Source organism: Xanthomonas sp. LF02-5 (assembly GCF_034105325.1).
In the GTDB taxonomy this organism is placed as follows: domain Bacteria; phylum Pseudomonadota; class Gammaproteobacteria; order Xanthomonadales; family Xanthomonadaceae; genus Xanthomonas_A; species Xanthomonas_A sontii.
Window position 1 is genome coordinate 1,204,579 of sequence record NZ_JAXGGF010000001.1, and the last position, 19,820, is coordinate 1,224,398.

Annotated in this window: 18 protein-coding genes and 1 pseudogene; 11 read left to right on the forward strand and 8 right to left on the reverse strand. The window is 69.1% G+C overall.

What is annotated here, in order from left to right:
* Positions 1-144: 144 nt before the first annotated feature.
* Positions 145-762 (forward strand): glycine zipper 2TM domain-containing protein, encoded by a 618-nt coding sequence (locus SLW52_RS05270; RefSeq protein ID WP_295958922.1) that lies wholly within the window; start codon positions 145-147, stop codon positions 760-762.
* 96 nt (positions 763-858) lie between these two features.
* Here the strand turns inward: SLW52_RS05270 and SLW52_RS05275 are convergent, their stop codons facing one another.
* Complete coding sequence (locus SLW52_RS05275; RefSeq protein WP_267124451.1) at positions 859-1,737, reverse strand: PhzF family phenazine biosynthesis protein; 879 nt, start codon at positions 1,735-1,737, stop codon at positions 859-861.
* Positions 1,738-1,902: 165 nt separating this feature from the next.
* Positions 1,903-2,145 (reverse strand): annotated as a pseudogene (locus SLW52_RS05280) (PhzF family phenazine biosynthesis protein); the annotation flags it as partial.
* Positions 2,146-2,225: 80 nt separating this feature from the next.
* Here SLW52_RS05280 and SLW52_RS05285 point away from each other — a divergent pair.
* The 5 genes from SLW52_RS05285 to SLW52_RS05305 all read left to right on the forward strand — a co-directional run bounded on the left by SLW52_RS05285 (position 2,226) and on the right by SLW52_RS05305 (position 9,052).
* Positions 2,226-4,835, forward strand: a complete 2,610-nt coding sequence (locus SLW52_RS05285) for a bifunctional aspartate kinase/diaminopimelate decarboxylase (RefSeq protein ID WP_295924014.1) — start codon at positions 2,226-2,228, stop codon at positions 4,833-4,835.
* Positions 4,819-5,271, forward strand: a complete 453-nt coding sequence (locus SLW52_RS05290; protein ID WP_017913934.1) for a hypothetical protein — start codon at positions 4,819-4,821, stop codon at positions 5,269-5,271. The genes SLW52_RS05285 and SLW52_RS05290 overlap by 17 nt, the downstream gene beginning before the upstream one ends.
* Positions 5,268-6,623 carry a UDP-N-acetyl-alpha-D-muramoyl-L-alanyl-L-glutamate epimerase gene (gene murL, locus SLW52_RS05295; protein ID WP_152237773.1) on the forward strand — a complete coding sequence of 452 codons (1,356 nt, stop codon included), beginning with the start codon at positions 5,268-5,270 and terminating at the stop codon, positions 6,621-6,623. The genes SLW52_RS05290 and murL overlap by 4 nt, the downstream gene beginning before the upstream one ends.
* A complete protein-coding gene (gene murD / locus SLW52_RS05300) occupies positions 6,604-8,040 on the forward strand; it encodes a UDP-N-acetylmuramoyl-L-alanine--D-glutamate ligase (RefSeq protein ID WP_320739222.1) in 1,437 nt (478 codons plus the stop codon). The genes murL and murD overlap by 20 nt, the downstream gene beginning before the upstream one ends.
* A 208-nt stretch (positions 8,041-8,248) precedes the next feature.
* Positions 8,249-9,052, forward strand: a complete 804-nt coding sequence (locus SLW52_RS05305; RefSeq protein ID WP_267093835.1) for a dienelactone hydrolase family protein — start codon at positions 8,249-8,251, stop codon at positions 9,050-9,052.
* A 206-nt stretch (positions 9,053-9,258) separates the two neighbouring features.
* Here the strand turns inward: SLW52_RS05305 and SLW52_RS05310 are convergent, their stop codons facing one another.
* Both SLW52_RS05310 and SLW52_RS05315 read right to left on the reverse strand, forming a co-directional pair.
* Positions 9,259-9,522: a helix-hairpin-helix domain-containing protein gene (locus SLW52_RS05310; protein WP_267093836.1), complete on the reverse strand. Its 264-nt coding sequence runs from the start codon at positions 9,520-9,522 to the stop codon at positions 9,259-9,261.
* Between the two features lie 13 nt (positions 9,523-9,535).
* On the reverse strand, positions 9,536-10,534 hold the full coding sequence (locus tag SLW52_RS05315) for a polyprenyl synthetase family protein (protein WP_295918767.1): 999 nt from the start codon (positions 10,532-10,534) through the stop codon (positions 9,536-9,538).
* A gap of 281 nt (positions 10,535-10,815) precedes the next feature.
* On the opposite strand from SLW52_RS05315, the gene SLW52_RS05320 reads away from it, so the two are divergent.
* The 5 genes from SLW52_RS05320 (at position 10,816) to SLW52_RS05340 (ending at position 16,171) form a co-directional block, all read left to right on the forward strand.
* On the forward strand, positions 10,816-11,343 hold the full coding sequence (locus SLW52_RS05320; RefSeq protein WP_267093838.1) for a single-stranded DNA-binding protein: 528 nt from the start codon (positions 10,816-10,818) through the stop codon (positions 11,341-11,343).
* A gap of 856 nt (positions 11,344-12,199) precedes the next feature.
* Entirely contained in the window at positions 12,200-13,096 is an 897-nt protein-coding gene (locus tag SLW52_RS05325) for a TIM barrel protein (protein WP_320739219.1), read from the forward strand.
* Between the two features lie 30 nt (positions 13,097-13,126).
* Positions 13,127-14,812 (forward strand): GMC family oxidoreductase, encoded by a 1,686-nt coding sequence (locus SLW52_RS05330; RefSeq protein ID WP_320739218.1) that lies wholly within the window; start codon positions 13,127-13,129, stop codon positions 14,810-14,812.
* Entirely contained in the window at positions 14,812-15,384 is a 573-nt protein-coding gene (locus SLW52_RS05335) for a gluconate 2-dehydrogenase subunit 3 family protein (RefSeq protein ID WP_320739217.1), read from the forward strand. The genes SLW52_RS05330 and SLW52_RS05335 overlap by 1 nt, the downstream gene beginning before the upstream one ends.
* A gap of 43 nt (positions 15,385-15,427) precedes the next feature.
* Positions 15,428-16,171, forward strand: coding sequence for a DUF1080 domain-containing protein (locus SLW52_RS05340; RefSeq protein WP_320739216.1), 744 nt, complete (start codon positions 15,428-15,430; stop codon positions 16,169-16,171).
* A gap of 93 nt (positions 16,172-16,264) precedes the next feature.
* Here SLW52_RS05340 and SLW52_RS05345 read toward each other — a convergent pair whose 3' ends face one another.
* Genes SLW52_RS05345 through SLW52_RS05360 form a run of 4 tightly spaced genes read right to left on the reverse strand, consistent with a single transcriptional unit; the run spans position 16,265 to position 19,807 of the window.
* On the reverse strand, positions 16,265-16,561 hold the full coding sequence (locus tag SLW52_RS05345; protein WP_026143968.1) for a cytochrome c: 297 nt from the start codon (positions 16,559-16,561) through the stop codon (positions 16,265-16,267).
* A gap of 18 nt (positions 16,562-16,579) precedes the next feature.
* The gene (locus SLW52_RS05350; protein WP_267093843.1) at positions 16,580-17,434 is read right to left on the reverse strand and encodes a sugar phosphate isomerase/epimerase; all 855 of its coding nucleotides are present in this window, start codon (positions 17,432-17,434) and stop codon (positions 16,580-16,582) included.
* A gap of 19 nt (positions 17,435-17,453) precedes the next feature.
* On the reverse strand, positions 17,454-18,578 hold the full coding sequence (locus tag SLW52_RS05355; protein WP_043095698.1) for a Gfo/Idh/MocA family oxidoreductase: 1,125 nt from the start codon (positions 18,576-18,578) through the stop codon (positions 17,454-17,456).
* 11 nt (positions 18,579-18,589) lie between these two features.
* The gene (locus SLW52_RS05360) at positions 18,590-19,807 is read right to left on the reverse strand and encodes a nucleoside permease (protein ID WP_320739215.1); all 1,218 of its coding nucleotides are present in this window, start codon (positions 19,805-19,807) and stop codon (positions 18,590-18,592) included.
* Positions 19,808-19,820 lie beyond the last annotated feature (13 nt).

The following is a 19,820-nucleotide window of genomic DNA, read 5'->3' on the forward strand; positions in this document are numbered from 1 at the left end:
CCTCTGCACCGTCCCGCGTGGCGTGATCGATCGCTAGCTGTCGCGCCACTAAATGTGCACGCCACAGCCGTCCCTATTCAGTCTGGTTTCACCGCATCGGATCGAGCATGCAGTCGCGCGATCCACGCGCTTGGAACCATCGCCATGAACAAGCTCTCGACCCGTCTGTTGACCGCTGCGCTCGCTGTCGGCGTCATCGGCTCCGCCGCCGCGCAAGATTACGGTTACACCCGCTACGACGACTACCGCGACCGTGGCTACGCGTCCGGCACCTACGAATATGCGCGCGTGGTGCGCGCCGATCCGATCATGGTGCAGGTCAACGGTCCGCGCGAGACCACCGAGCGCTGTTACGACCGTCCGGCCTCGGGCAGCTACGCCAGCGACTACGGCTACCGCGGTACCGATGGCGGCCGCACCGCCTCGTCGGTGGTCGGCGGCATCGCCGGCGCCGTGCTGGGCAGCCGCGTCGGCGGCGGCAATGGCCGTTTCGTCGGCACCGCCGTCGGCACCATGCTCGGCAGCCTGGCCGGCCGCTCGATCTACGACAGCAATACCCGCGGCTACGGCGGCGGCTATGGTGGCGGCTATGGTGGCGGCGTGGTCCGCGAATGCGACCCGGTGTCGTATCGGACCGAACGCTACGACCGCGTCGACGGCTACGACGTGACCTACGAATATGGCGGCCGCTACTACCACACCCGCACCGCCTCGCCTCCGGGCGATCGCATCCGCGTCCGCGTCGACGTCCTGCCCGACTGACGTATTGCCCGACTAAAACAAAGGGCGCCTCCTTGCGAGGCGCCCTTTGTTGTTGCGCGTGCGTTCGCGCCCGCGGTGCGGGGCGGCGGCCGGCGATCAGGGCCAGTCGATGCGGCCTTCGATCACCGTCTGTACCTGTCCGCCGGACCACACCTCGCCGGCCTCGTCGACGCACAGCGTCAGCAGCGCATCGTGGCCGACTTCGCGGCCCTGGCTGGCGACGTAGCGGCCGCCGTGGCCGGGCAGGGCCTTGCTGTGATCCAGCCATGCCGCCAGCACCGCATTGGCCGCGCCGGAGGCCGCATCCTCGAAGCGCCGGCCGTTGCCGACGAAGGCGCGCACGGCCACTGCATAGGCCTGGCCGCTGGCGCGCGCGTAGGCGAACACGCCCATGCTGGCGGTGCTTTCGGCCAGGGCGGCGATCGCATCCCAGTCCGGCGCCAGCGCGCGCAGCGCGGCTTCGTCGGCCACTTCGACCAGCCACCAGCAGCGGCCGCCGTCCATGCGCACCGGCGGCAGCGCGCCCAGCGTCCAGCCGCGCAGCGCCGCCTGCAGGCGTGGATCCGCGGCATCGGCGATCTCGGCCACCTGCGCGCGCGGGGTGCGGATGGCGATGCTGCGCACTCCGGCATCCACGTCGACCCGCAGCGGCAGCAGGCCGGCGATGCCGTCCTGGGTCAGGACGCCGTCGCGCGGGCTGGCGATGCCCGCTTCCAGCGCGACGTGCGCGGTGCCGACGCTGGGATGGCCGGCGAACGGCACTTCCTTCTGCGGGCTGAACATGCGCAGGCCGTAGCTGGCATCCGGCCGCGTCGGCGCGAACACGAAGGTGGTTTCCGGCAGGCGCGTCCAGCGCGCGATGGCCTGCATCGTGGCGGCGTCCAATCCATCGGCATCGAGCACGACGGCCAACGGATTGCCGTTGCCGGCGCGGGCGGAGAAGACATCGACCTGGAAGAAGCGGCGTGCGGCCATGAGGGGGAACTCCGGACTGCGGTGGGGGAGGCCGGAGCTTACCAAGCGATCTTGCCAGCGATCACCGCTTGCACCAGACCGCCGCTCCACAGCTCTTCGCCATCGACCTGGAGTTCGACGCGGCCGTCGCGCCCGAGTTCGCGTCCCTGGCTGGCACGTAGCGCCCGCCGCGCAGGCCGCGCCGACGCTGTGGTGGCCTGCGAACGGCAGTTCTCCCTTGGGGGTGAAGATGCGGATGCGGTAGTCCGCGCCCGCCTCCGGCGGCAGGAGCAACACCGTCTCCGAGAGGTTCAGCCACGCCGCCAGCCGCTGCATGCGCGGTGCGTCCAGGTCGGCGGCATCGAGCGCCACGCCAGGCCCCGGGCTGGCGGAAAAGACGTCCAGGTGCAGGTAGCGGCGCTCGCTCATCGGCGCTCGGTTGGCAGTAGAATCGGGGGTTCCGCCCGCGCATGCAGGCGTTTTCCCCACATTCCAGACACCCCCACTCCATGTCAGCTTCCTCTCCTGTCGATCGCTGGATCGTCCTCAAGTTCGGCGGCACTTCGGTGTCGCGTCGTCATCGCTGGGACACGATTGGGACGCTGGCGAAAAAACGCGCGGAGGAGACCGGCGCGCGGGTGCTGGTGGTGGTGTCGGCCTTGTCCGGGGTCACCAACGAACTGACCGCGATCGCCGACGGCAGCGCCGACAGCGCGCAGCGCGTGGCCGCGCTGGAGCAGCGCCACCGCGAGTTCCTGGCCGAACTGGAGCTGGATGCCGAGGCGGTGCTGGGCGAACGCCTGGCGGCGCTGCGCGGCCTGCTCGCCGATCCGCGCGCCGCCGAGCGCACGCTGGACTGGCAGGCCGAGGTGCTGGGGCAGGGCGAGTTGCTGTCCTCGACCCTGGGCGCGGCCTACCTGCGTGCCAACGGCCTGGACATGGGCTGGATGGACGCGCGGCAATGGCTGGACGCGCTGCCGCCGCAGCCGAACCAGAGCGCCTGGTCGCGGCGCCTGTCGGTATCGTGCCAGTGGCAGTCCGATCCGCAGTGGCGCGCGCGCTTCGTCGCCCAGCCCTCGCGCATGCTGATCACCCAGGGCTTCATCGCCCGGCATGAGGACGGCGGCACCGCCATCCTCGGCCGCGGCGGCTCGGATACCTCGGCGGCGTATTTCGGCGCGCTGCTCGGCGCCAGCCGGGTCGAGATCTGGACCGACGTGCCCGGCATGTTCAGCGCCAATCCGCGCGAAGTGCCGGATGCGCGCCTGCTGACCCGCCTGGACTACTACGAGGCGCAGGAAATCGCCACCACCGGCGCCAAGGTGCTGCACCCGCGCTCGATCAAGCCGTGCCGCGACGGCGGCGTGCCGATGGCGATCCTGGACACCGAGCGCCCGGAGCTGCCCGGCACCAGCATCGACGGCAACGCCCGCACCGTGCCCGGGGTCAAGGCGATCAGCCGCCGCAACGGCATCGTGCTGGTGTCGATGGAAGGCATCGGCATGTGGCAGCAGGTCGGCTTCCTGGCCGACGTGTTCGCGCTGTTCAAGAAGCACGGGCTGTCGGTGGACCTGATCGGCTCGGCCGAGACCAACGTCACCGTGTCGCTGGACCCGAGCGAGAATTTGGTCAATACCGACGTGCTGGCCGCGCTGTCGGCCGACCTGGCGGAGATCTGCCGGGTCAAGATCATCGTGCCGTGCGCGGCGATCACCCTGGTCGGGCGCGGCATGCGCTCGCTGCTGCACAAGCTCTCGGACGTGTGGGCCACGTTCGGCAAGGAGCGCGTGCACATGATCTCGCAGTCGTCCAACGACCTGAACCTGACCTTCGTCATCGACGAGACCGACGCCGACGGGTTGCTGCCGATCCTGCACGCCGAACTGATCGACAGCGGCGCGATGCCGGTGGAAGAGACCGAGGTGTTCGGCCCGCGCTGGCGCGAGATCGCCGGCACGGTGCGGCCGCGGCCGGTGCCGTGGTGGCAGGGCGAGCGCGCGCATCTGCTGCGCCTGGCCGAGGCCGGCACGCCGCGCTACATCTACCACCTGCCGACCCTGCGCGAACGCGCGCGCGCGCTCAAGGCGATCGCTGCGGTGGACCAGCGCTACTACGCGATCAAGGCCAACGCGCATCCGGCGATCCTGCAGACCCTGGTCGAGGAGGGTTTTGGCCTGGAGTGCGTTTCGCACGGCGAGCTGCGCCGGGTGTTCGAGATCGTGCCGGAGCTGTCGCCGCGCCGCGTGCTGTTCACCCCCAGCTTCGCGCCCCGCGCCGAGTACGAAGCCGCGTTCGCGCTGGGCGTGACCGTGACCGTGGACAACGTCGAGGCGCTGCAGCGCTGGCCGGAGCTGTTCCGCGGCCGCAGCCTGTGGCTGCGCATCGACCTGGGCCATGGCGACGGCCACCACGAGAAGGTCAACACTGGCGGCAAGGCCTCCAAGTTCGGCCTGTCGGCGACCCGCGTCGACGAGTTCGTCGAGGCCGCGCGCGCGCTGGACATCCGCATCGTCGGCCTGCACGCGCACCTGGGCAGCGGCGTGGAGACCGCACAGCACTGGCGGCGCATGTGCGACGAACTGGCCGGCTTCGCCCGGCGCATCGGCAGCGTCGAGGTCATCGACATCGGCGGCGGCCTGCCGATCCCGTACAGCGCCGACGACGAACCGTTCGACCTGGAGACCTTCGCCCAGGGCCTGGCCGAGGCCAAGGCCGTGCATCCGGCGTTCCGCCTGGCGATCGAACCGGGCCGCTACCTGGTCGCCGAGTGCGGCGTGCTGCTGGCCCGCGCCACCCAGGTGATCGAGAAGGACGGCATCCGTCGGGTCGGTCTGGATGCCGGCATGAACACGCTGATCCGCCCGGCGCTGTACGACGCCTGGCACGACGTGGCGAACCTGAGCCGCCTGGAACAGCCGGCCGAAACCGTGTTCGACGTGGTCGGGCCGATCTGCGAATCCAGCGACGTGTTCGGCAAGCGCCGGCGCCTGCCGGCGGGCACCGCGCCGGACGACGTGATGCTGATCGCCGATACCGGCGCCTACGGCTACAGCATGGCCAGCACCTACAACCAGCGCGAATTGCCCCGCGAGGAGGCGATCGATGGGCACGCAGACTGAATTCGTCGCGGGCAGCGCCGCGGCCGGCGCGCTTGCGATGGTGGCTGCCACCGCGGTGGATCAGTCGGGTACGTCGCTGCCGTGGACCGACAGCCTGAAGTGGGCGTTGCCGGCGTTGGCCGCCGCTGCCATCGGCGCATGGCTGGCGGTGCGCTGGCAGCGCCGCGGGCCCGCGGCGAGCACCGGCGCGCTGGCCCTGCGCACCTCGCTCCTGGCCGCGTTGGCCTACCTGCCGGCGCTGGCGCTGTATGTGCTGGTGGCCGTGCTGGCCTCCGCCGCGTCGGTGCCGGCCGGACAGCACTGGCAACTGCTGCTGATGGCGTTCGTATTCGGCTGCCTGCCGCTGCTGTGGGCCGCCTTGCCGTTTTCGATGCTCGAATTTCTTCTGTGCCGCCGCTACTTGCGGCACACCCGTGTGCTTGCAGGACGTCCATGACCGCTTTCGACAAACAGCAGATCGCCACCTTCCGCTTCGTGCGCTGCGGCTTCGACGCCGACAGCGGCGTGGCGCGCCTGGTCTATGCGTTCGACGACGGCCCGGAGCTGGTGGAGACCATCACCGTGCCCGGCGCGCCGTTCACGCTCGACCCGGCGCGTGCGCAGGCGGCACAGCGCGCCCTGCGCCTGCTGCACCTGATCGCCGGCGTCAGCTACTACAAGGCGGCGGTGCCGCCGCGCATCGTCATCGACGACTACGCCATCGATGCGGAGACCGCCGCGCTGCTGGACAGCGTGTACCTGCATGGCCTGGGCGAGTTCGCCTATCGCAACGGCCTGGACCTGCGCGGGCGCATCCGCTTCCCGGCCGCGGACGCCGAGGCGGCCGACGCCACGGCGCTGGGGCTGCGCGACCAGGCGCTGGTGGCGATCGGCGGCGGCAAGGATTCGCTGGTCAGCATCGAGGCGTTGCGCGCGGCCGGCGTGGCGCAGACGGTGACCTGGATCGGCGGCTCGCAGTTGATCCGCGCCTGCGCCGAGCGCACCGGGCTGCCGACCTTGAACATCGGCCGCACGCTGGCGCCGGAACTGTTCGAGCTGAACCGTCAGGGCGCGTGGAACGGGCATATCCCGGTGACGGCGGTGAACTCGGCGATCCTGGTGTTCGCCGCGGTGCTGCGCGACGCCGGCCAGGTGGTGTTCTCCAACGAGCACTCGGCCAGCTACGGCAGCCAGATCGCCGGCACCGGCGAGGTCAACCACCAATGGTCCAAGGGCTGGGCCTTCGAGCAGGCGTTCGGTGAGCAGGTGCAGCGCTACGTGGCCGCGGACCTGCGCTATTACTCGCTGCTGCGGCCGCTGTCGGAACTGGCGGTGGCGCGACAGTTCGCCAAGACCGACCATTACGACGCGCATTTCTCAAGCTGCAACCGCAATTTCCACATCCTCGGCGAGCGCCCGGCGCACCGCTGGTGCGGGGTCTGCCCGAAGTGCCATTTCGTGTTCCTGGCGCTGGCGCCGTTCATGCCCAAGACGCGGCTGGTGCGCATCTTCGGCCGCAACCTGCTCGACGACGCCGGCCAGGCCGGCGGCTTCGACGCGTTGCTGGAGTTCCAGGACCACAAGCCGTTCGAGTGCGTCGGCGAAGGCCGCGAGTCGCGCGCGGCGATGGCGGCGCTGGCGGCGCGCGCGGAATGGAAGGAGGACGCGCTGGTGGCGCGTTTCATCCGCGAGATCCAGCCGCAGCTCGACCCCGCCGACCTGCGCGTGGAGCCGCTGCTGGAACTGGACGCGCAGCACCGCATCCCGGCCGACCTGTGGGAACGCGTGCGTGCGAATTTCGCAGCTTGAGTCGCAGCGCGTCGCGCTGTGGGGTTGGGGGCGCGAGGGCCGTGCAGCGTATGCGGCCGTGCGTGGCTGGGAAGCGGGAATCGGGAACGCGGAATCGCCACGCGCGCTGCCGCTGACGGTGTTCTGTTCGGCTGAGGAGGCCGCGGAGATCGCCGCGCTGCACGATCCTGCGTTGCATGTCGAGACCGAGGCCACCGCCGAGCGCCTGGCCGCGTTCGATGTGGTGATCAAGTCGCCCGGGATCAGTCCTTACCGGCCCGAGGCACAGGCCGCCGCGGCGCGCGGCACGCGCTTCATCGGCGGCACCGCGCTGTGGTTCGCCGAACACGCTGGCACGGACGGCGTGGTGCCCGGCAGCGTCTGCGTCACCGGCACCAAGGGCAAGAGCACCACCACCGCGCTGCTGGCGCACCTGCTGCGCGCCGGCGGCCATCGCACCGGCCTGGTCGGCAATATCGGCGTGCCGCTGCTGGAGGTGCTGGCGCCGATGCCAGCGCCGCAGTACTGGGCGATCGAACTGTCCAGCTACCAGACCGGCGACGTGGCCCGCAGCGGCGCACGTCCGCAGCTGGCGCTGGTGCTGAACCTGTTTCCCGAGCATCTGGACTGGCACGGCAGCCAGGCGCGCTACATCGCCGACAAGCTCGAGCTGGTCACCCATGCGCGGCCGCGCATCGCCCTGCTCAACGCCGCCGATCCGCAACTGGCCGCCCTGCAGCTGCCCGACAGCGAGGTGCGCTGGTTCAACCGCGAGGACGGCTGGCACATGCGCGGCGAGGTGGTCTACCGCGGCGACAGCGCGGTGTACGACAGCGCGCAGGCGCCGCTGCCGGGCCGGCACAACCGCGGCAACCTGTGCGCGGTGCTGGCCGCGGTGGAGGCGCTGGGCCTCGATGCGGCGGCGTTGGCGCCGGCGGCCGATCGCTTCCGGCCGCTGCCGAATCGGCTGCAGACCCTGGGCACGCGCGACGGCGTGACCTATGTGAACGACTCGATCAGCACCACCCCGCATGCCAGCCTCGCGGCGCTGGAGTGCTTCCGCGGGCGGCGCATCGCGCTGCTGGTGGGCGGCCACGACCGCGGTCTGGACTGGCAGGACTTCGCCGCGCACATGCGCGATGGCGGCGCACCGCTGGAGATCGTCACCCTGGGCGCCAACGGCCCGCGCATCCACGCGCTGCTGGCGCCGCTGGCCGCCGCCGCCGGCTTCGGCCTGCATGCCGCGGCCGACCTGGCGGAGGCGGTGGCGCTGGCGCGCGCGGCGCTGGGCGAGCAGGGCGGCGTGGTGCTGCTGTCGCCCGGTGCGCCCAGCTTCGGCGCCTACCGCGACTACGTGGCGCGCGGCCGCCATTTCGCCGCGCTGGCCGGGTTCGACCCGGATGCGATCAGCGCCATTCCGGGGCTGGGCATCGCCTGAGCCTCGGCGCGGCGTCGGCGCACGCGGTGCGCTGATGTCGCTGCCCGTCGTGGGTGCTGCGGAAAGAGCATGCCCGGAAGCATTCGCCGGGCCGTCATGCGACGACGCTGTGTGCCTTGTCCCATCGCCATCGCCGGCCGCCGTCGCCCTCACCTCGACGTGCATGGCACGTTCTAGACTGCCGCCTGGTTTCCACGGGAGAAGGGCGATGCGCATACGATCGATGCTGCGGTGGACCGGTCTGCTCGGGCTGGCCTTGGCGCTGCCGCTGCCGGCCTGGGCGGTGATGCAGGCCAAGCCGGTGGAGTGGCAGGTCGGCAAGGACACCTTCAGCGGCGTGCTTGTCTACGACGATGCCGACCACGACAGGCGCCCCGGCCTGGTGATGGTGCCGAACTGGCGCGGCGTCAACGACTCCGCGGTGGAGAAGGCCAAGCGCCTGGCCGGCGACGACTACGTGGTGCTGGTGGCCGACGTCTACGGCAAGGGCAAGCGGCCGGCCAACGATGCCGAGGCCGGGCAGTTCGCCGGCGCGCTGAAGAAGGATCCGGCCACGCTGCGCGCGCGGGCGTTGGCGGCGGTGGCGGCGCTGAAGGCGCAGGCCGGCAAGGCGCCGCTGGATCCCGCCCGGATCGGTGCGGTCGGCTTCTGCTTCGGCGGCACCACGGTGCTGGAACTGGTCCGCGCCGGTGCGCCGCTCGCCGGCGTGGTCAGCCTGCACGGTGGCCTGGCCACGGCGGCACCGGCAGCCGCAGGCAGTGCCAAGGCACCGGTGCTGGTGCTCAATGGTGCCGACGACAAGAGCGTGAGCCGCGACGATATCGCCGCCTTCGAGCAGGAAATGAACGGCGCTGGCGCCGACTGGCAGTTCGTCAACTTCAGCGGTGCCGTGCATTGCTTCGCCGAAGCCGACGCCAACAGCCCGCCGGGCTGCCAGTACAACCCGCGTGCGGCCAAGCGTGCCTACCGGATGCTCGAGGATTTCTTCGAGGAGCGCTTCGGGCGGGAGTAGGGAGGTGCCTCGCGCTGCGCGCTTGGCGGGATTGGGGATTGGTAAAAGCGGACCGTCGGTGCCGCCCAACTGATCGGTTGGTGTGGCGAGCCCGTAGCGCTTCAGGCGTCAACCAAGCCGCCGTTGCGAATTCCCAATCCCGAATCACCAAACCCCTCCGGCGCGCGGCTGCGCGCCGATGGCGGCTAAATGGGCCCAATAGGCCCTTAAGGTGTCTTGGCGGAGTGCTTGAGCAAGTGCGCCTGCGCCGCGGCGATGGCGCCGCTCATGGCCGCGCGCGCTTGCGGGCTGTTGCGCCAGCAGGTGGAGCCGAGCAGCGACGCGGCCTGTTCGGTGAGTTGCCGTGCATCGCAGGCGGCTAGCGCCTGCAGCGAATGCACGCCCAATTGTTCCAGGCGCGCGACCACGGTGGGACCGACGCCTTTCACCGCCAGCAGTACGGCGCGGTCCTCGGCGTCAAAGGCGATCATGCCCGGGCAGCGCTCAGTGTCTGCGCTCGACCGCGTAGCGAGCCAGGCCGCGCAGGGCGGCCACGGCCTCGTTCTCGGGCAGGCCGTCCAGGGCGCGTTCGGCGGCGGCGGCGTAGTCGGCCGCGCGGCGGCGGCTGTAGTCGATGCCGCCGCTGGCTTCGATCGCGGCCAGCACCTCGGGCATCGCGCTGGCGTCGCCCTGTTCGACGATCTGGCGCAGGCGCGCGCGGGTGACGTCGTCGGCATGCGCCATGGCGTGGATCAGCGGCAGCGTGGCCTTGCCCTCGGCCAGGTCGTCGCCCAGGTTCTTGCCCAGGTCGGCGGCGTCGGCGGTGTAGTCGAGCACGTCGTCGGCGATCTGGAACGCATAGCCCAGCTGCATGCCGTAGTCGTACAGGCTCTCCTGTACCGCCTCGCTGGCACCGGAGGCCAGCGCGCCAAGCCGGGTGCCGGCGGCGAACAGCACCGCGGTCTTGCGCTCGATCACGCGCAGGTAGGCGGCTTCGTCGGTGTCGGGGTTGTGCACGTGCAGCAGTTGCAGCACCTCGCCCTCGGCGATGCGGTTGGTGGTGTCGGCCAGCAGGCGCATCACCGCCATGCTGTCCAGCTCCACCATCAGCTGGAAACTGCGCGAATACAGGAAGTCGCCGACCAGCACGCTGGGCGCGTTGCCCCACAGCGCATTGGCGGTGCTGCGGCCGCGGCGCAGGTCCGACTCGTCCACCACGTCGTCGTGCAGCAGGGTCGAGGTGTGGATGAATTCGATGATCGCCGCCAACTGGTGCTGCATCGGCCCGCCGGCGCCGCAGGCGCGGCCGGCCAGCACCACCAGCATCGGCCGCAGGCGCTTGCCGCCGGCGGAGACGATGTGGTCGGCGATCTGGTTGATCAGCACGACGTCCGAGGACAGGCGGCGGCGGATCAGGGCGTCCACCTCGGCCATGTCCGGCGCGGCGAGCATCTGGATCTGGGGCAGGCCCAGGGCGGAGCTGGGGGATTCGGCGATGCTCATGCGGACAGGACTGGAAACGTGCGCAAAGTATAGGCTGCGCGGCCACATCCGTCCCGTTGTGGGCCGGGGCAGGGGGCGGAGAGCTTGCCGTGCCTGGGTTTGCAGCGCCCGGCGGGAGGCGTGCCGGCAGGATTCCGACAGCCCAATGCGGCGTTTTCCGGGGCGCCCGCGGGCGCCTGGCGCAGGCCGGTCCGGCCCGGCGATGTTAGGATTGCTCCCCGAAATCTTCTTTACCGCTCTGCGTGCCCCCTGGCCGCGGAGACCCCAGACGGAAGCAGCTCATGGCCCGCGGCATCAACAAAGTCATCCTCGTCGGCAACCTCGGCAACGATCCCGACATCAAGTACACCCAGGCCGGCATGGCCATCACCCGCATCAGCCTGGCCACCACCAGCGTGCGCAAGGACCGCGACGGCAACCAGCAGGAACGCACCGAGTGGCATCGCGTGGTGTTTTTCGGAAAGCTCGGTGAGATCGCCGGCGAGTACCTGCGCAAGGGCAGCTCGGTCTACGTCGAAGGCTCGATCCGCTACGACAAGTACACCGGCCAGGACGGCGTGGAGAAGTACTCCACCGACATCGTCGCCGACGAGATGCAGATGCTCGGCGGCCGCGGCGAGGGCGGTGGCGGCGGCATGGGCGGCGGCGACCGTCCGCAGCGCTCGGCGCCGCCGCGCCAGGAACGCTCCGGCATGGGCGGTGGTGGCGGTGGTGGCGGCGGGCAGGATTACGCGCCGCGCCGGCAGCAGCCGGCCCCGCAGCAGTCCGCGCCGATGGACGACTTCGCGGACGACGATATTCCGTTCTGATCTTTCGTCGTTCCTGCGATGCAAACAGACCCCGGCAAGCCATTGTGCTTGGCGGGGTTTTTTCTGTTTTGGCGAGGTGTTTTCCTTTCTAGCGCGAGTCTGTCCGGTCCTCCAAGGCAGGCGATATGAAGCCAGACGGTATCGGTCGACTGGAGTGGTCACACGTACCGTGCTTTTCACCGCTGGCGATTGGGGGCGGAGCGTGCGTGCAAGCGGCGAGTGCCCTGCTGTTCTTGCCTTCAAAACGGGGTCGGTTGCCAGCGTCGCGTCGTGCCCAGTCGCCTCAGCAACGCCTTGGCGCGGCTTTCGTGCCGAGTCCATGCTATCGCTCAACGCCGGCCGACCCGGCTGCAACGAGGAAGGTGTCGTAGGGGCTGCTTTAGCGGCGACAGGCTTTCCGATGAAAGCCATCGCGGCTAAAGCCGCTTCTGCGAAAAGCACATTGGCGTCGCTCGCCGCGACACCACGATCCTCACCACATGAATGCGCATGGCAACGCGGCGGAGGTGTCCTGAAGCTCCAGGTCCGACCTCCCATCCCCGCCGCCTTGCATGCGATTTAGCGCCTTAGTCCCAGGGAGGAACCACGGGTCCGTCGGTATCTCGCCATGCGTCGCCTGCTCGAGCAGGTTCACCAAATACCCGTTTGTTTGTCGCTCTACGTCTCGCTGCACAACTCCGTACGTCACCCGAGATTCCATCGCCGTCATGACGACTGACACCACAGGCGTTGTGCCCTGCAGCATGTGTTTTCGTGCAGTGCGTCTTGCAAAAGCGCGATTCACTGCTCTATGGTTCAATCGATTGAATCGCGGCGAATCGTCAGCGTTTGAACCGGTTGGGAGGCCGGAAGGTGGATGTCTATCCATTCGATCGGACCGGCGCCGGCCTTTGGGTTCACGCGGCGCGAGGCGCTGCGCATGGCGGTCGCCGGGAGCCTTGGCCTTGGGGCAGTGGGCATGTTGCCGGCACTCGCTGCCGCCACGCCGCTCAAGGGCAACCTGAAGCAGTCTGTCGCCCGCTGGACGTTTCCGCAGCTGTCGACCGCACAGCTTTGCCAGGTAGTGAAGGGCCTGGGGTTCGCCGCCATCGATCTGGTGGGCCCGGCGGATTGGCCCACGCTGAAGGCGCATGGCGTGTACAGCGCGATGTGCAATGGCGCGGAACTCGGCCTGGACAAGGGCTTCGCCGGCAGCCAGTTCCATGATGCGCTGGTCGCGCGCTACACGCGGCACATCGACCTGGTGGCCGATGCCGGCTATCGCAACCTCATCTGTTTTTCCGGCAACCGGAATGGCATGGATCCCCAGGAGGGCATGGCCCACGCCGAAGTCGGACTCAAGCGCATCCTCGGCCATGCCGAGAAGCGCGGGGTCGTGCTGGTGATGGAGCTGCTGAACTCCAAGGTCGATCATCACGACTATCTGTGCGACCACTCCGCCTGGGGCGTGGAGCTGTGCCAGCTGATCGGCTCGGACCATTTCGGCCTGCTGTACGACATCTACCACATGCAGATCATGGAGGGCGACATCATCGCCACCATCGGCAAGCATCACGCGTGCTTCAAGCATTACCACACCGCCGGCGTCCCGGGCCGGCACGAGATCGGGGACGATCAGGAGCTCCACTATCCCGCCATCTGTCGCGCGATCCGCGATACCGGTTTCGATGGCTATCTGGCGCAGGAGTTCATTCCTACCGCGCCGGATCCCGTCGGCTCGCTGCGCGAGGCGATCCGCCTCTGCGATGTCTGAAACGCTATCCACCGAGGTGAAGTAGAACCCATGGCAGACAATCATTACGACGCCATCGTCGTTGGCTCGGGCATCAGTGGCGGTTGGGCGGCGAAGGAGCTGACCGAGAAGGGACTCAAGGTCCTGATGCTGGAACGCGGACGCAATATCGAGCACGTCAAGGACTACGTCAACGCGATGAAGGAGGCGTGGGATTTCCCGCATCGCAACCGCCCGACCCAGGAGATGAAGGCCGATTATCCGGTGCTGATGCGCGACTACGCCCTGGTCGAGAACCTGCAGGGAATGTGGGCCAACGAAAAGGAATCGCCCTACACCGAGATCAAGCGATTCGACTGGTTCCGCGGCTATCACGTGGGCGGCCGCTCGCTGATGTGGGGACGGCAGAGCTATCGCCTGTCGGACCTGGATTTCGAGGCGAACCTGAAGGACGGCATCGCCACCGATTGGCCGATCCGTTACGCCGACCTCGCACCCTGGTACGACCACGTGGAGAAGTTCGCCGGCATCGCCGGCACGCGCGAGGGACTGGACGTGTTGCCGGACGGCGAGTTCCTGCCGCCGATCCCGTTGAACATCGTCGAGAAGGACGTCGCGGCGCGGATCAAGAAGGCCTTTGGCGGCACCCGGCACCTGATCCACTCGCGTACCGCCAACATCACCCAGCCCAAGGTCGAGCAGGGCCGCGTCAACTGCCAGTATCGCAACAAGTGCATCCTGGGCTGTCCCTTCGGCGCCTATTTCTCGACCCAGGCGGCCACGCTGCCGGCGGCCATGAAGACGGGCAACCTGACCTTGCGTCCGTTCTCGATCGTCAAGGAGGTGCTCTACGACAAGGACCGCAAGCGTGCGCGCGGCGTGGAGATCATCGACGCCGAGAGCGGACAGACCTACCAGTACACGGCCAATGTCATCTTCCTCAACGCGTCCTCGTTCAATTCGACCTGGCTGCTGATGAACTCGGCCACCGATGTCTGGGACGGCGGCCTGGGGTCGTCGTCCGGCGAGCTCGGGCACAACGTGATGGACCATCATTTCGGCGCCGGCGCCTCCGGCCGGGTCGAGGGCTACGAGGACAAGTACTACTTCGGCCGCCGTCCCTGCGGCTTCTACATCCCCCGGTTCCGCAATGTCGCCATGGACAAGCGCGGCTACCTGCGCGGCTTCGGCTACCAGGGCGGTGCGAGCCGCACCGGCTGGTCGCGCGAGATCGCCGAGCTGAACATCGGTGCCGACCTGAAGGAGGCGCTGACCGTGCCGGGCGACTGGAGCATCGGCATGACCGGATTCGGCGAAATGCTGCCGCACCACGACAACACGATTCGCCTGGACCCGCAGCGCAAGGACAAATGGGGGCTGCCGGTGCTGGCGATGGACGTTGCCATGCGCGAGAACGAAAAGGCCATGCGCAAGGACATGGCCGCCGATGCCGCCGAGATGCTGGAGGCGGCCGGCGTCAAGGACGTGAAGATGCACGATGGCGACTACGCGCCGGGCAAGGGCATCCATGAGATGGGCACCGCACGCATGGGCCGGGATCGCAAGAACTCCGTGCTGAACCAGTACAACCAGGTGTGGGACGCACCGAACGTCTACGTGACCGATGGCGCCTGCATGACCTCCAGCGGCTGCGTGAATCCTTCGCTGACCTACATGGCGCTGACCGCACGTGCCGCCGATCATGCCGTGCGCGAACTGAAAGCGGGGAACCTGTGATGGAACGTCGCGAACTGCTGAAGATGATCTTCGCCGCCACGGGCGCGGCGATGGTCGGCCTGCCCGCGCTCGCCCCGGCACAGGCGTTGGCCGCGGGGACGAAGGTGCTGTTCTCCGCCGCCGAGATCGGCACGCTGGACGAGATCGCCGAGACCATCCTGCCGCGGACCAAGACGCCGGGGGCGAAGGACGCCGGTGCCGGTGCATTCATGGCGAAATTCGTCACCGACTGCTACACCCCGCGGCAGCAGGCGACGTTCCGCGCCGGCCTGGCCGAGATCGACAAACGTGCCGGCGGCCGATTCGTGTCGCTCACCCCGCAGGCGCGCGCCGAACTGCTGCGCGCCCTGGATGCGGAGGCCAGGGCAAAGGCCGTCGACGTGACCGACACCGGCACCGCCGACGCGGCGGACGCGATGCCGCATCCCTTCACCATGATCAAGCAGCTGACCATCTTCGGCTTCTTCACCTCCGAGGTCGGCGCGACCGAAGTGCTGCGCTACGTCGCCGTGCCGGGCCGCTATGAAGACATCACCTACGTTCCCGGCACGCCTGCCTGGGCCACCGGCTGATGGAGCGCCACGCTTCGCCCTTCCTCCTTTTCCTGGAAACACGATGACCAGATCCCTGCTGATGGCGGCCTGCCTGCTGGCCGTGGCGCCTGCGGTCGCGCAGGCCGACGGCGACCCCGCACGCGATCCTGCCAAGACCGAAGTGTGGAAGCCCGTACCCGCGACCGTGGCCACGCCCCCGGGCGGCGCCCCCTCCGACGCGATCGTGCTGTTCGATGGCAAGGATCTGTCGGCCTGGGAGTCGGAGCAGGGCGGACGCGTGCCCTGGAGCGTCGCCGACGGCGCAATGACCGTGGTGCCGGGCAGCAAGGGCATCCGCACCAAGCAAGGCTTCTGCGACATCCAGTTGCACGTGGAATGGCGTACGCCCACCGCGACGCGTGGATTCGACGGCCAGCAGCGCGGGAACAGCGGCATCTTCCTGCAGGGACTGTATGAGTTGCAGGTGCTCGACAGCTACAACAATCCGACCTATGCCAACGGCCAGGCCGGTGCGATCTACAAGCAGGCCATTCCGCTGGTGAATGCCTCGCGTGCGCCGGGCCAGTGGCAGGTGTACGACATCATCTGGAAGGCGCCGCGTTTCTCGCAGGGCGGCGGGCTCACGTCACCCGCGCGCATCACCGTCCTGCACAACGGCGTCCTGGTGCAGAACGACACGGTGCTGGCGGGCAAGACCGAATACATCGGCGCGCCGTCGTACGCGCCGCATGGATGCGCGCCGATCTTCCTGCAGGAGCACGATTCCAAGGTCAGCTACCGCAACATCTGGGTGCGCGAGCTGTAGCGCCGGCGCCGTCGGCGCCGATCGCCTGGGGTGTGTCGGCGATCCCGGGTATGCCGTGCTCAACGCGGCATACCCGGGAATGGAGGGCGCGCCCTACTGCGCCAGAAAGCTGGCGAGGTCGTCGACCTCCTGTTGCGACAGCTGCGAAAACGGCGGCATCAGCCCGCCGCCGTTGCGGATCTTCTCCTTGATCTGCGCGGGCTGCAGGCGCTTGCCCACGTCGGTCAGCGCGGGGAAGGTGGGCGGGACGCCCGCGCGATTCGCGCCATGGCAGGCCGTGCAATGGTTCGCGTAGAGCTGCGCGCCGGCCGCCGGGTCGTCCTTGGACCAGGCCTTGGGCGCAAGCGTCGCCCCCAGCAGCACCACGGCCATCGTCGTGATCGTTTTCAAGCGGAACTCCTTTGCGTGCTAGCGCTGTGTGCTCGCGGGCAGATGTTCGCGCAGGTACTCCGCACTGGTCCGGACGACGCTGGCCGGGTCGCGCGGCTGGTCGTGCTCGATGATGTACCACTGCACGCCGCTCGCCGCCGCGGCAGGCAGGATCGCGTTCCAGTTCAGCACGCCCTTGCCGACCGCGGCGAAGCCGCCTTCGTCTTGGGCCTGGCCTTTCGGTGCGTTGTCCTTGGCGTGGACCGCGAACATGCGGCCCTTGAACTTGCCCAGCATCGTCGCCGGGTCGTAGCCCGCGCGCGCGACCCACGCCAGGTCCAGCTCGGTCTTGAGATCGGGGCCGGCCGCGGCGAACAGCAGTTCCAGGCCGGTCTTGCCATCGAAATCGACCAGCTCGAAATCGTGGTTGTGATAGGCCAGGCGCATGCCCTTGGCGCGTGCCCGCGTCGCGAGTTGGCCCAGTTCCTTGCCCAGTGCGGTCCAGCCTGCGGCATCGGTGGGCCGCTCCTTCTGGTCCAGGTAAGGCACCACCAGCGTCGTGTTGCCGATCGAGCGGTTGAAGGCCACCGCGCCGTCCAGGTCCTTGCGCAGGTCGGCCAGCTGCACGTGCGAGGAGATCGCCTTGATCGAATACTTGTCCAGCAACTGCTTGAGTTCCACCGCGCTCATGTTCTGCGTGCCGACCGTTTCCACCGCGCCCACGCCGGCGTCATGGACGATCTTCAACTGTTGGTCGAGCGTGCCGGCGTTGCGCAGCGAGTACATCTGCACTGCGATGGGGGCCTCCTGGCCGGCGGCGTCGCGTGCGAAGGCGGGCAGGGCCGCGAAGAGCAGCAGTGCGAGGGTTGCGGTTCTGCGTGTCGCTGTGTTCATCAAGAAGTCCTCCCGGGAGTCAGTCGATGGATGTCCAGCCGCGTGTCCTGGCCGATGCGATGACGCGATCGACGATCAGCGCCGAGCGCAGCCCGTCGTCGAAGGTGGGCAGGCCGTCCGGCCGCTCGCCGTCGATGGCGCGGTAGGTGTCGGCGACGAACGCCTCGAAGCAATCGCCGTAGCCCTGCGCGTGCCCGGCCGGCAGCGTCGCCAGCCGGCGCTGTTCGGCGCTGCCGGCACCCGGTCCGCGCACGAAGATTTCCTCGCGCTGGTCGGGCCGGCCGATCCACAGGCGTTCGGCGTCCTCCTGGTCGAACGCCACGCTGGCTTGGGCGCCATCGATCTCGAACCAGAGCCGATTGCGGCGCCCCGCCGAGACCTGGCTGACCGTCAACGAAGCCAGCGTGCCCGCGCCGGTTCGGAGCATCGCCATGGCCACGTCCTCGCTGGAGACCGCCTGCATCGCGCCGCCCGCCGCCGGCGTGGTGAAGCTCTGCCCGGTGTTGGTGCCGCGCTCGGCGATCACCGTCGCGAACGCCGCGCTGACCTCGGCGAAGCGCTCGCCGCTCACCCATTCCACCAGGTCGCACCAGTGCGAGCCGATGTCGGCGAACACGCGCGACGCGCCGCCCAGCGCCGGGTCCACACGCCAGTTGTTGCTGGCCGGATCCAGCAGCCAGTCCTGTAGATAGCTGCCGTGGATCAGGCGCAGCGGCCCCAGTTCGCCCTGGGCGATGCGGGCGCGCGCCTCGCGGACCACCGGGTGGTAGCGGTAGACGAAGGGCACCGTGGCGACCAGCCCGGTCGCGCGGGCCAGGGTCGCCAGCGCCCGCGCATCCTCCAGCGTGGTGGCCAGCGGCTTCTCGCAGATCACGTGCTTGCCGGCGTCCAGCGCCGCCTGCGCCATGGCGCGGTGCAGATGGTTGGGCGTGCAGACGTGCACGACCTGCACCTGCGGATCGGCGACCACCTCCTCGATGTCGCGATACGCATGCGGGACATCCCACGATTGCGCCACCTCGCGTGCGCGCTGCGGGGACGAGGCGGCGACGCCGCGGACCGAGGCGCCCGCCAGTAGTGCCGCGCGACGGTGCACGGCGCCGATCATGCCGGTGCCGACGATGGCGATTCCAAGCTTGGGCATCGGGGGGATCCTCAAGGCGCGGAGGGGGCGGCCGCGACGGCGGGCCGGTCGCGGAACAGCAGCAGGAAGGCGACCAGCACGAGCAGCGCGACGCCGGCCGGGAACAGCCAGATCCGCTGCCAGTCCGGACCTGTGGCGGTGGTGTAGTGCTCCACCACCGCGCCGGACAGGAACGTCCCGATCAGCATGCCCACGCCGTACGTGGCCAGGGTGATGAAGCCCTGCGCGCTGCTGCGCGCGGCGGGGCCGGCATGCGCATCGGTGTAGATCTGGCCGGTGACGAAGAAGAAGTCGTAGCAGATGCCGTGCAGCACGATGCCGATCACCAGCAGCGAGAAGCCGCCGCCCGCATCGCCGAAGGCGAACATCGCATAGCGCAGCACCCACGCCGCCATGCCCACCGCCAGCATCGTCTTGACTCCCAGCCGCACGAACAGGAACGGCATGGCCAGCATCAGCAGGACTTCGGACACCTGGCCCAGCGACTGCAGGCCGGCCGCGCCGCGCACGCCCAGATCGTTGAGGTAGGGGTTGGTGAAGTTGTAGTAGAACGCCAGCGGGATGCAGATGGCGATGGAGGCCAGGAAGAACACCAGATAGGAGCGCGACTTCAGCAGCCGCAGCGCGTCCAGCCCCAGGATCTGTCCCAGCCCGGCATCGCGCTGTCGCGCCAGCGGCGGCGTGTGCGGCAGGGTGAAGGCGTACAGGCCCAGGGCCAGCGAGGCCAGCGCCGCCATCCGGAACGTCAGCTCGAGCCGATGCGCCTGTTCCCAGCCCAGCCAGCCGATCAGCACGCCGGCCACGATCCAGCCGACGCTGCCGGCCACGCGCACCGGCGGGAACTGCTTTTCCGGCGCTTGCATGTGCCGCATCGCCACGCTGTTGGCCAGTGCCAGCGTCGGCATGAACAGCAGCATGTAGCCCATGACGCAGGCGAAGAACACGCCGAAGCTCGTCGCCGTGGATGCCAGCCACATGAGTACCGCACCGGCGAGATGCAGCACTCCCAGGATGCGCTGCGCCGCGAAGTAGCGATCGGCGATCAGGCCGACCAGGAACGGCGCGACGATGGCGCCGATGGACTGGCTGAGGAACGCCGTCGCCACCTGGCTCGCGCTGGCGTGCAGCGGCCCCTGCACCAGATAGGTTCCCAGGGTCACGAACCAGGCGCCCCAGATGAAGAACTGCAGAAACATCATCGCGCCCAAGCGCGACATGGTGTGCGTCATGGCGTCCCCTCCC

Excerpts from the sequence above, each read along its gene's own strand:
- SLW52_RS05270 (WP_295958922.1), top strand. The coding sequence starts at position 145 with ATGAACAAGCTCTCGACCCGTCTGTTGACCGCTGCGCTCGCTGTCGGC.
- SLW52_RS05275 (WP_267124451.1), bottom strand. The coding sequence starts at position 1,737 with ATGGCCGCACGCCGCTTCTTCCAGGTCGATGTCTTCTCCGCCCGCGCC.
- SLW52_RS05285 (WP_295924014.1), top strand. The coding sequence starts at position 2,226 with ATGTCAGCTTCCTCTCCTGTCGATCGCTGGATCGTCCTCAAGTTCGGC.
- SLW52_RS05290 (WP_017913934.1), top strand. The coding sequence starts at position 4,819 with ATGGGCACGCAGACTGAATTCGTCGCGGGCAGCGCCGCGGCCGGCGCG.
- murL (WP_152237773.1), top strand. The coding sequence starts at position 5,268 with ATGACCGCTTTCGACAAACAGCAGATCGCCACCTTCCGCTTCGTGCGC.
- SLW52_RS05305 (WP_267093835.1), top strand. The coding sequence starts at position 8,249 with ATGCGCATACGATCGATGCTGCGGTGGACCGGTCTGCTCGGGCTGGCC.
- SLW52_RS05310 (WP_267093836.1), bottom strand. The coding sequence starts at position 9,522 with ATGATCGCCTTTGACGCCGAGGACCGCGCCGTACTGCTGGCGGTGAAA.
- SLW52_RS05315 (WP_295918767.1), bottom strand. The coding sequence starts at position 10,534 with ATGAGCATCGCCGAATCCCCCAGCTCCGCCCTGGGCCTGCCCCAGATC.
- SLW52_RS05320 (WP_267093838.1), top strand. The coding sequence starts at position 10,816 with ATGGCCCGCGGCATCAACAAAGTCATCCTCGTCGGCAACCTCGGCAAC.
- SLW52_RS05325 (WP_320739219.1), top strand. The coding sequence starts at position 12,200 with ATGTCTATCCATTCGATCGGACCGGCGCCGGCCTTTGGGTTCACGCGG.
- SLW52_RS05330 (WP_320739218.1), top strand. The coding sequence starts at position 13,127 with ATGGCAGACAATCATTACGACGCCATCGTCGTTGGCTCGGGCATCAGT.
- SLW52_RS05335 (WP_320739217.1), top strand. The coding sequence starts at position 14,812 with ATGGAACGTCGCGAACTGCTGAAGATGATCTTCGCCGCCACGGGCGCG.
- SLW52_RS05340 (WP_320739216.1), top strand. The coding sequence starts at position 15,428 with ATGACCAGATCCCTGCTGATGGCGGCCTGCCTGCTGGCCGTGGCGCCT.
- SLW52_RS05350 (WP_267093843.1), bottom strand. The coding sequence starts at position 17,434 with ATGAACACAGCGACACGCAGAACCGCAACCCTCGCACTGCTGCTCTTC.
- SLW52_RS05355 (WP_043095698.1), bottom strand. The coding sequence starts at position 18,578 with ATGCCCAAGCTTGGAATCGCCATCGTCGGCACCGGCATGATCGGCGCC.
- SLW52_RS05360 (WP_320739215.1), bottom strand. The coding sequence starts at position 19,807 with ATGACGCACACCATGTCGCGCTTGGGCGCGATGATGTTTCTGCAGTTC.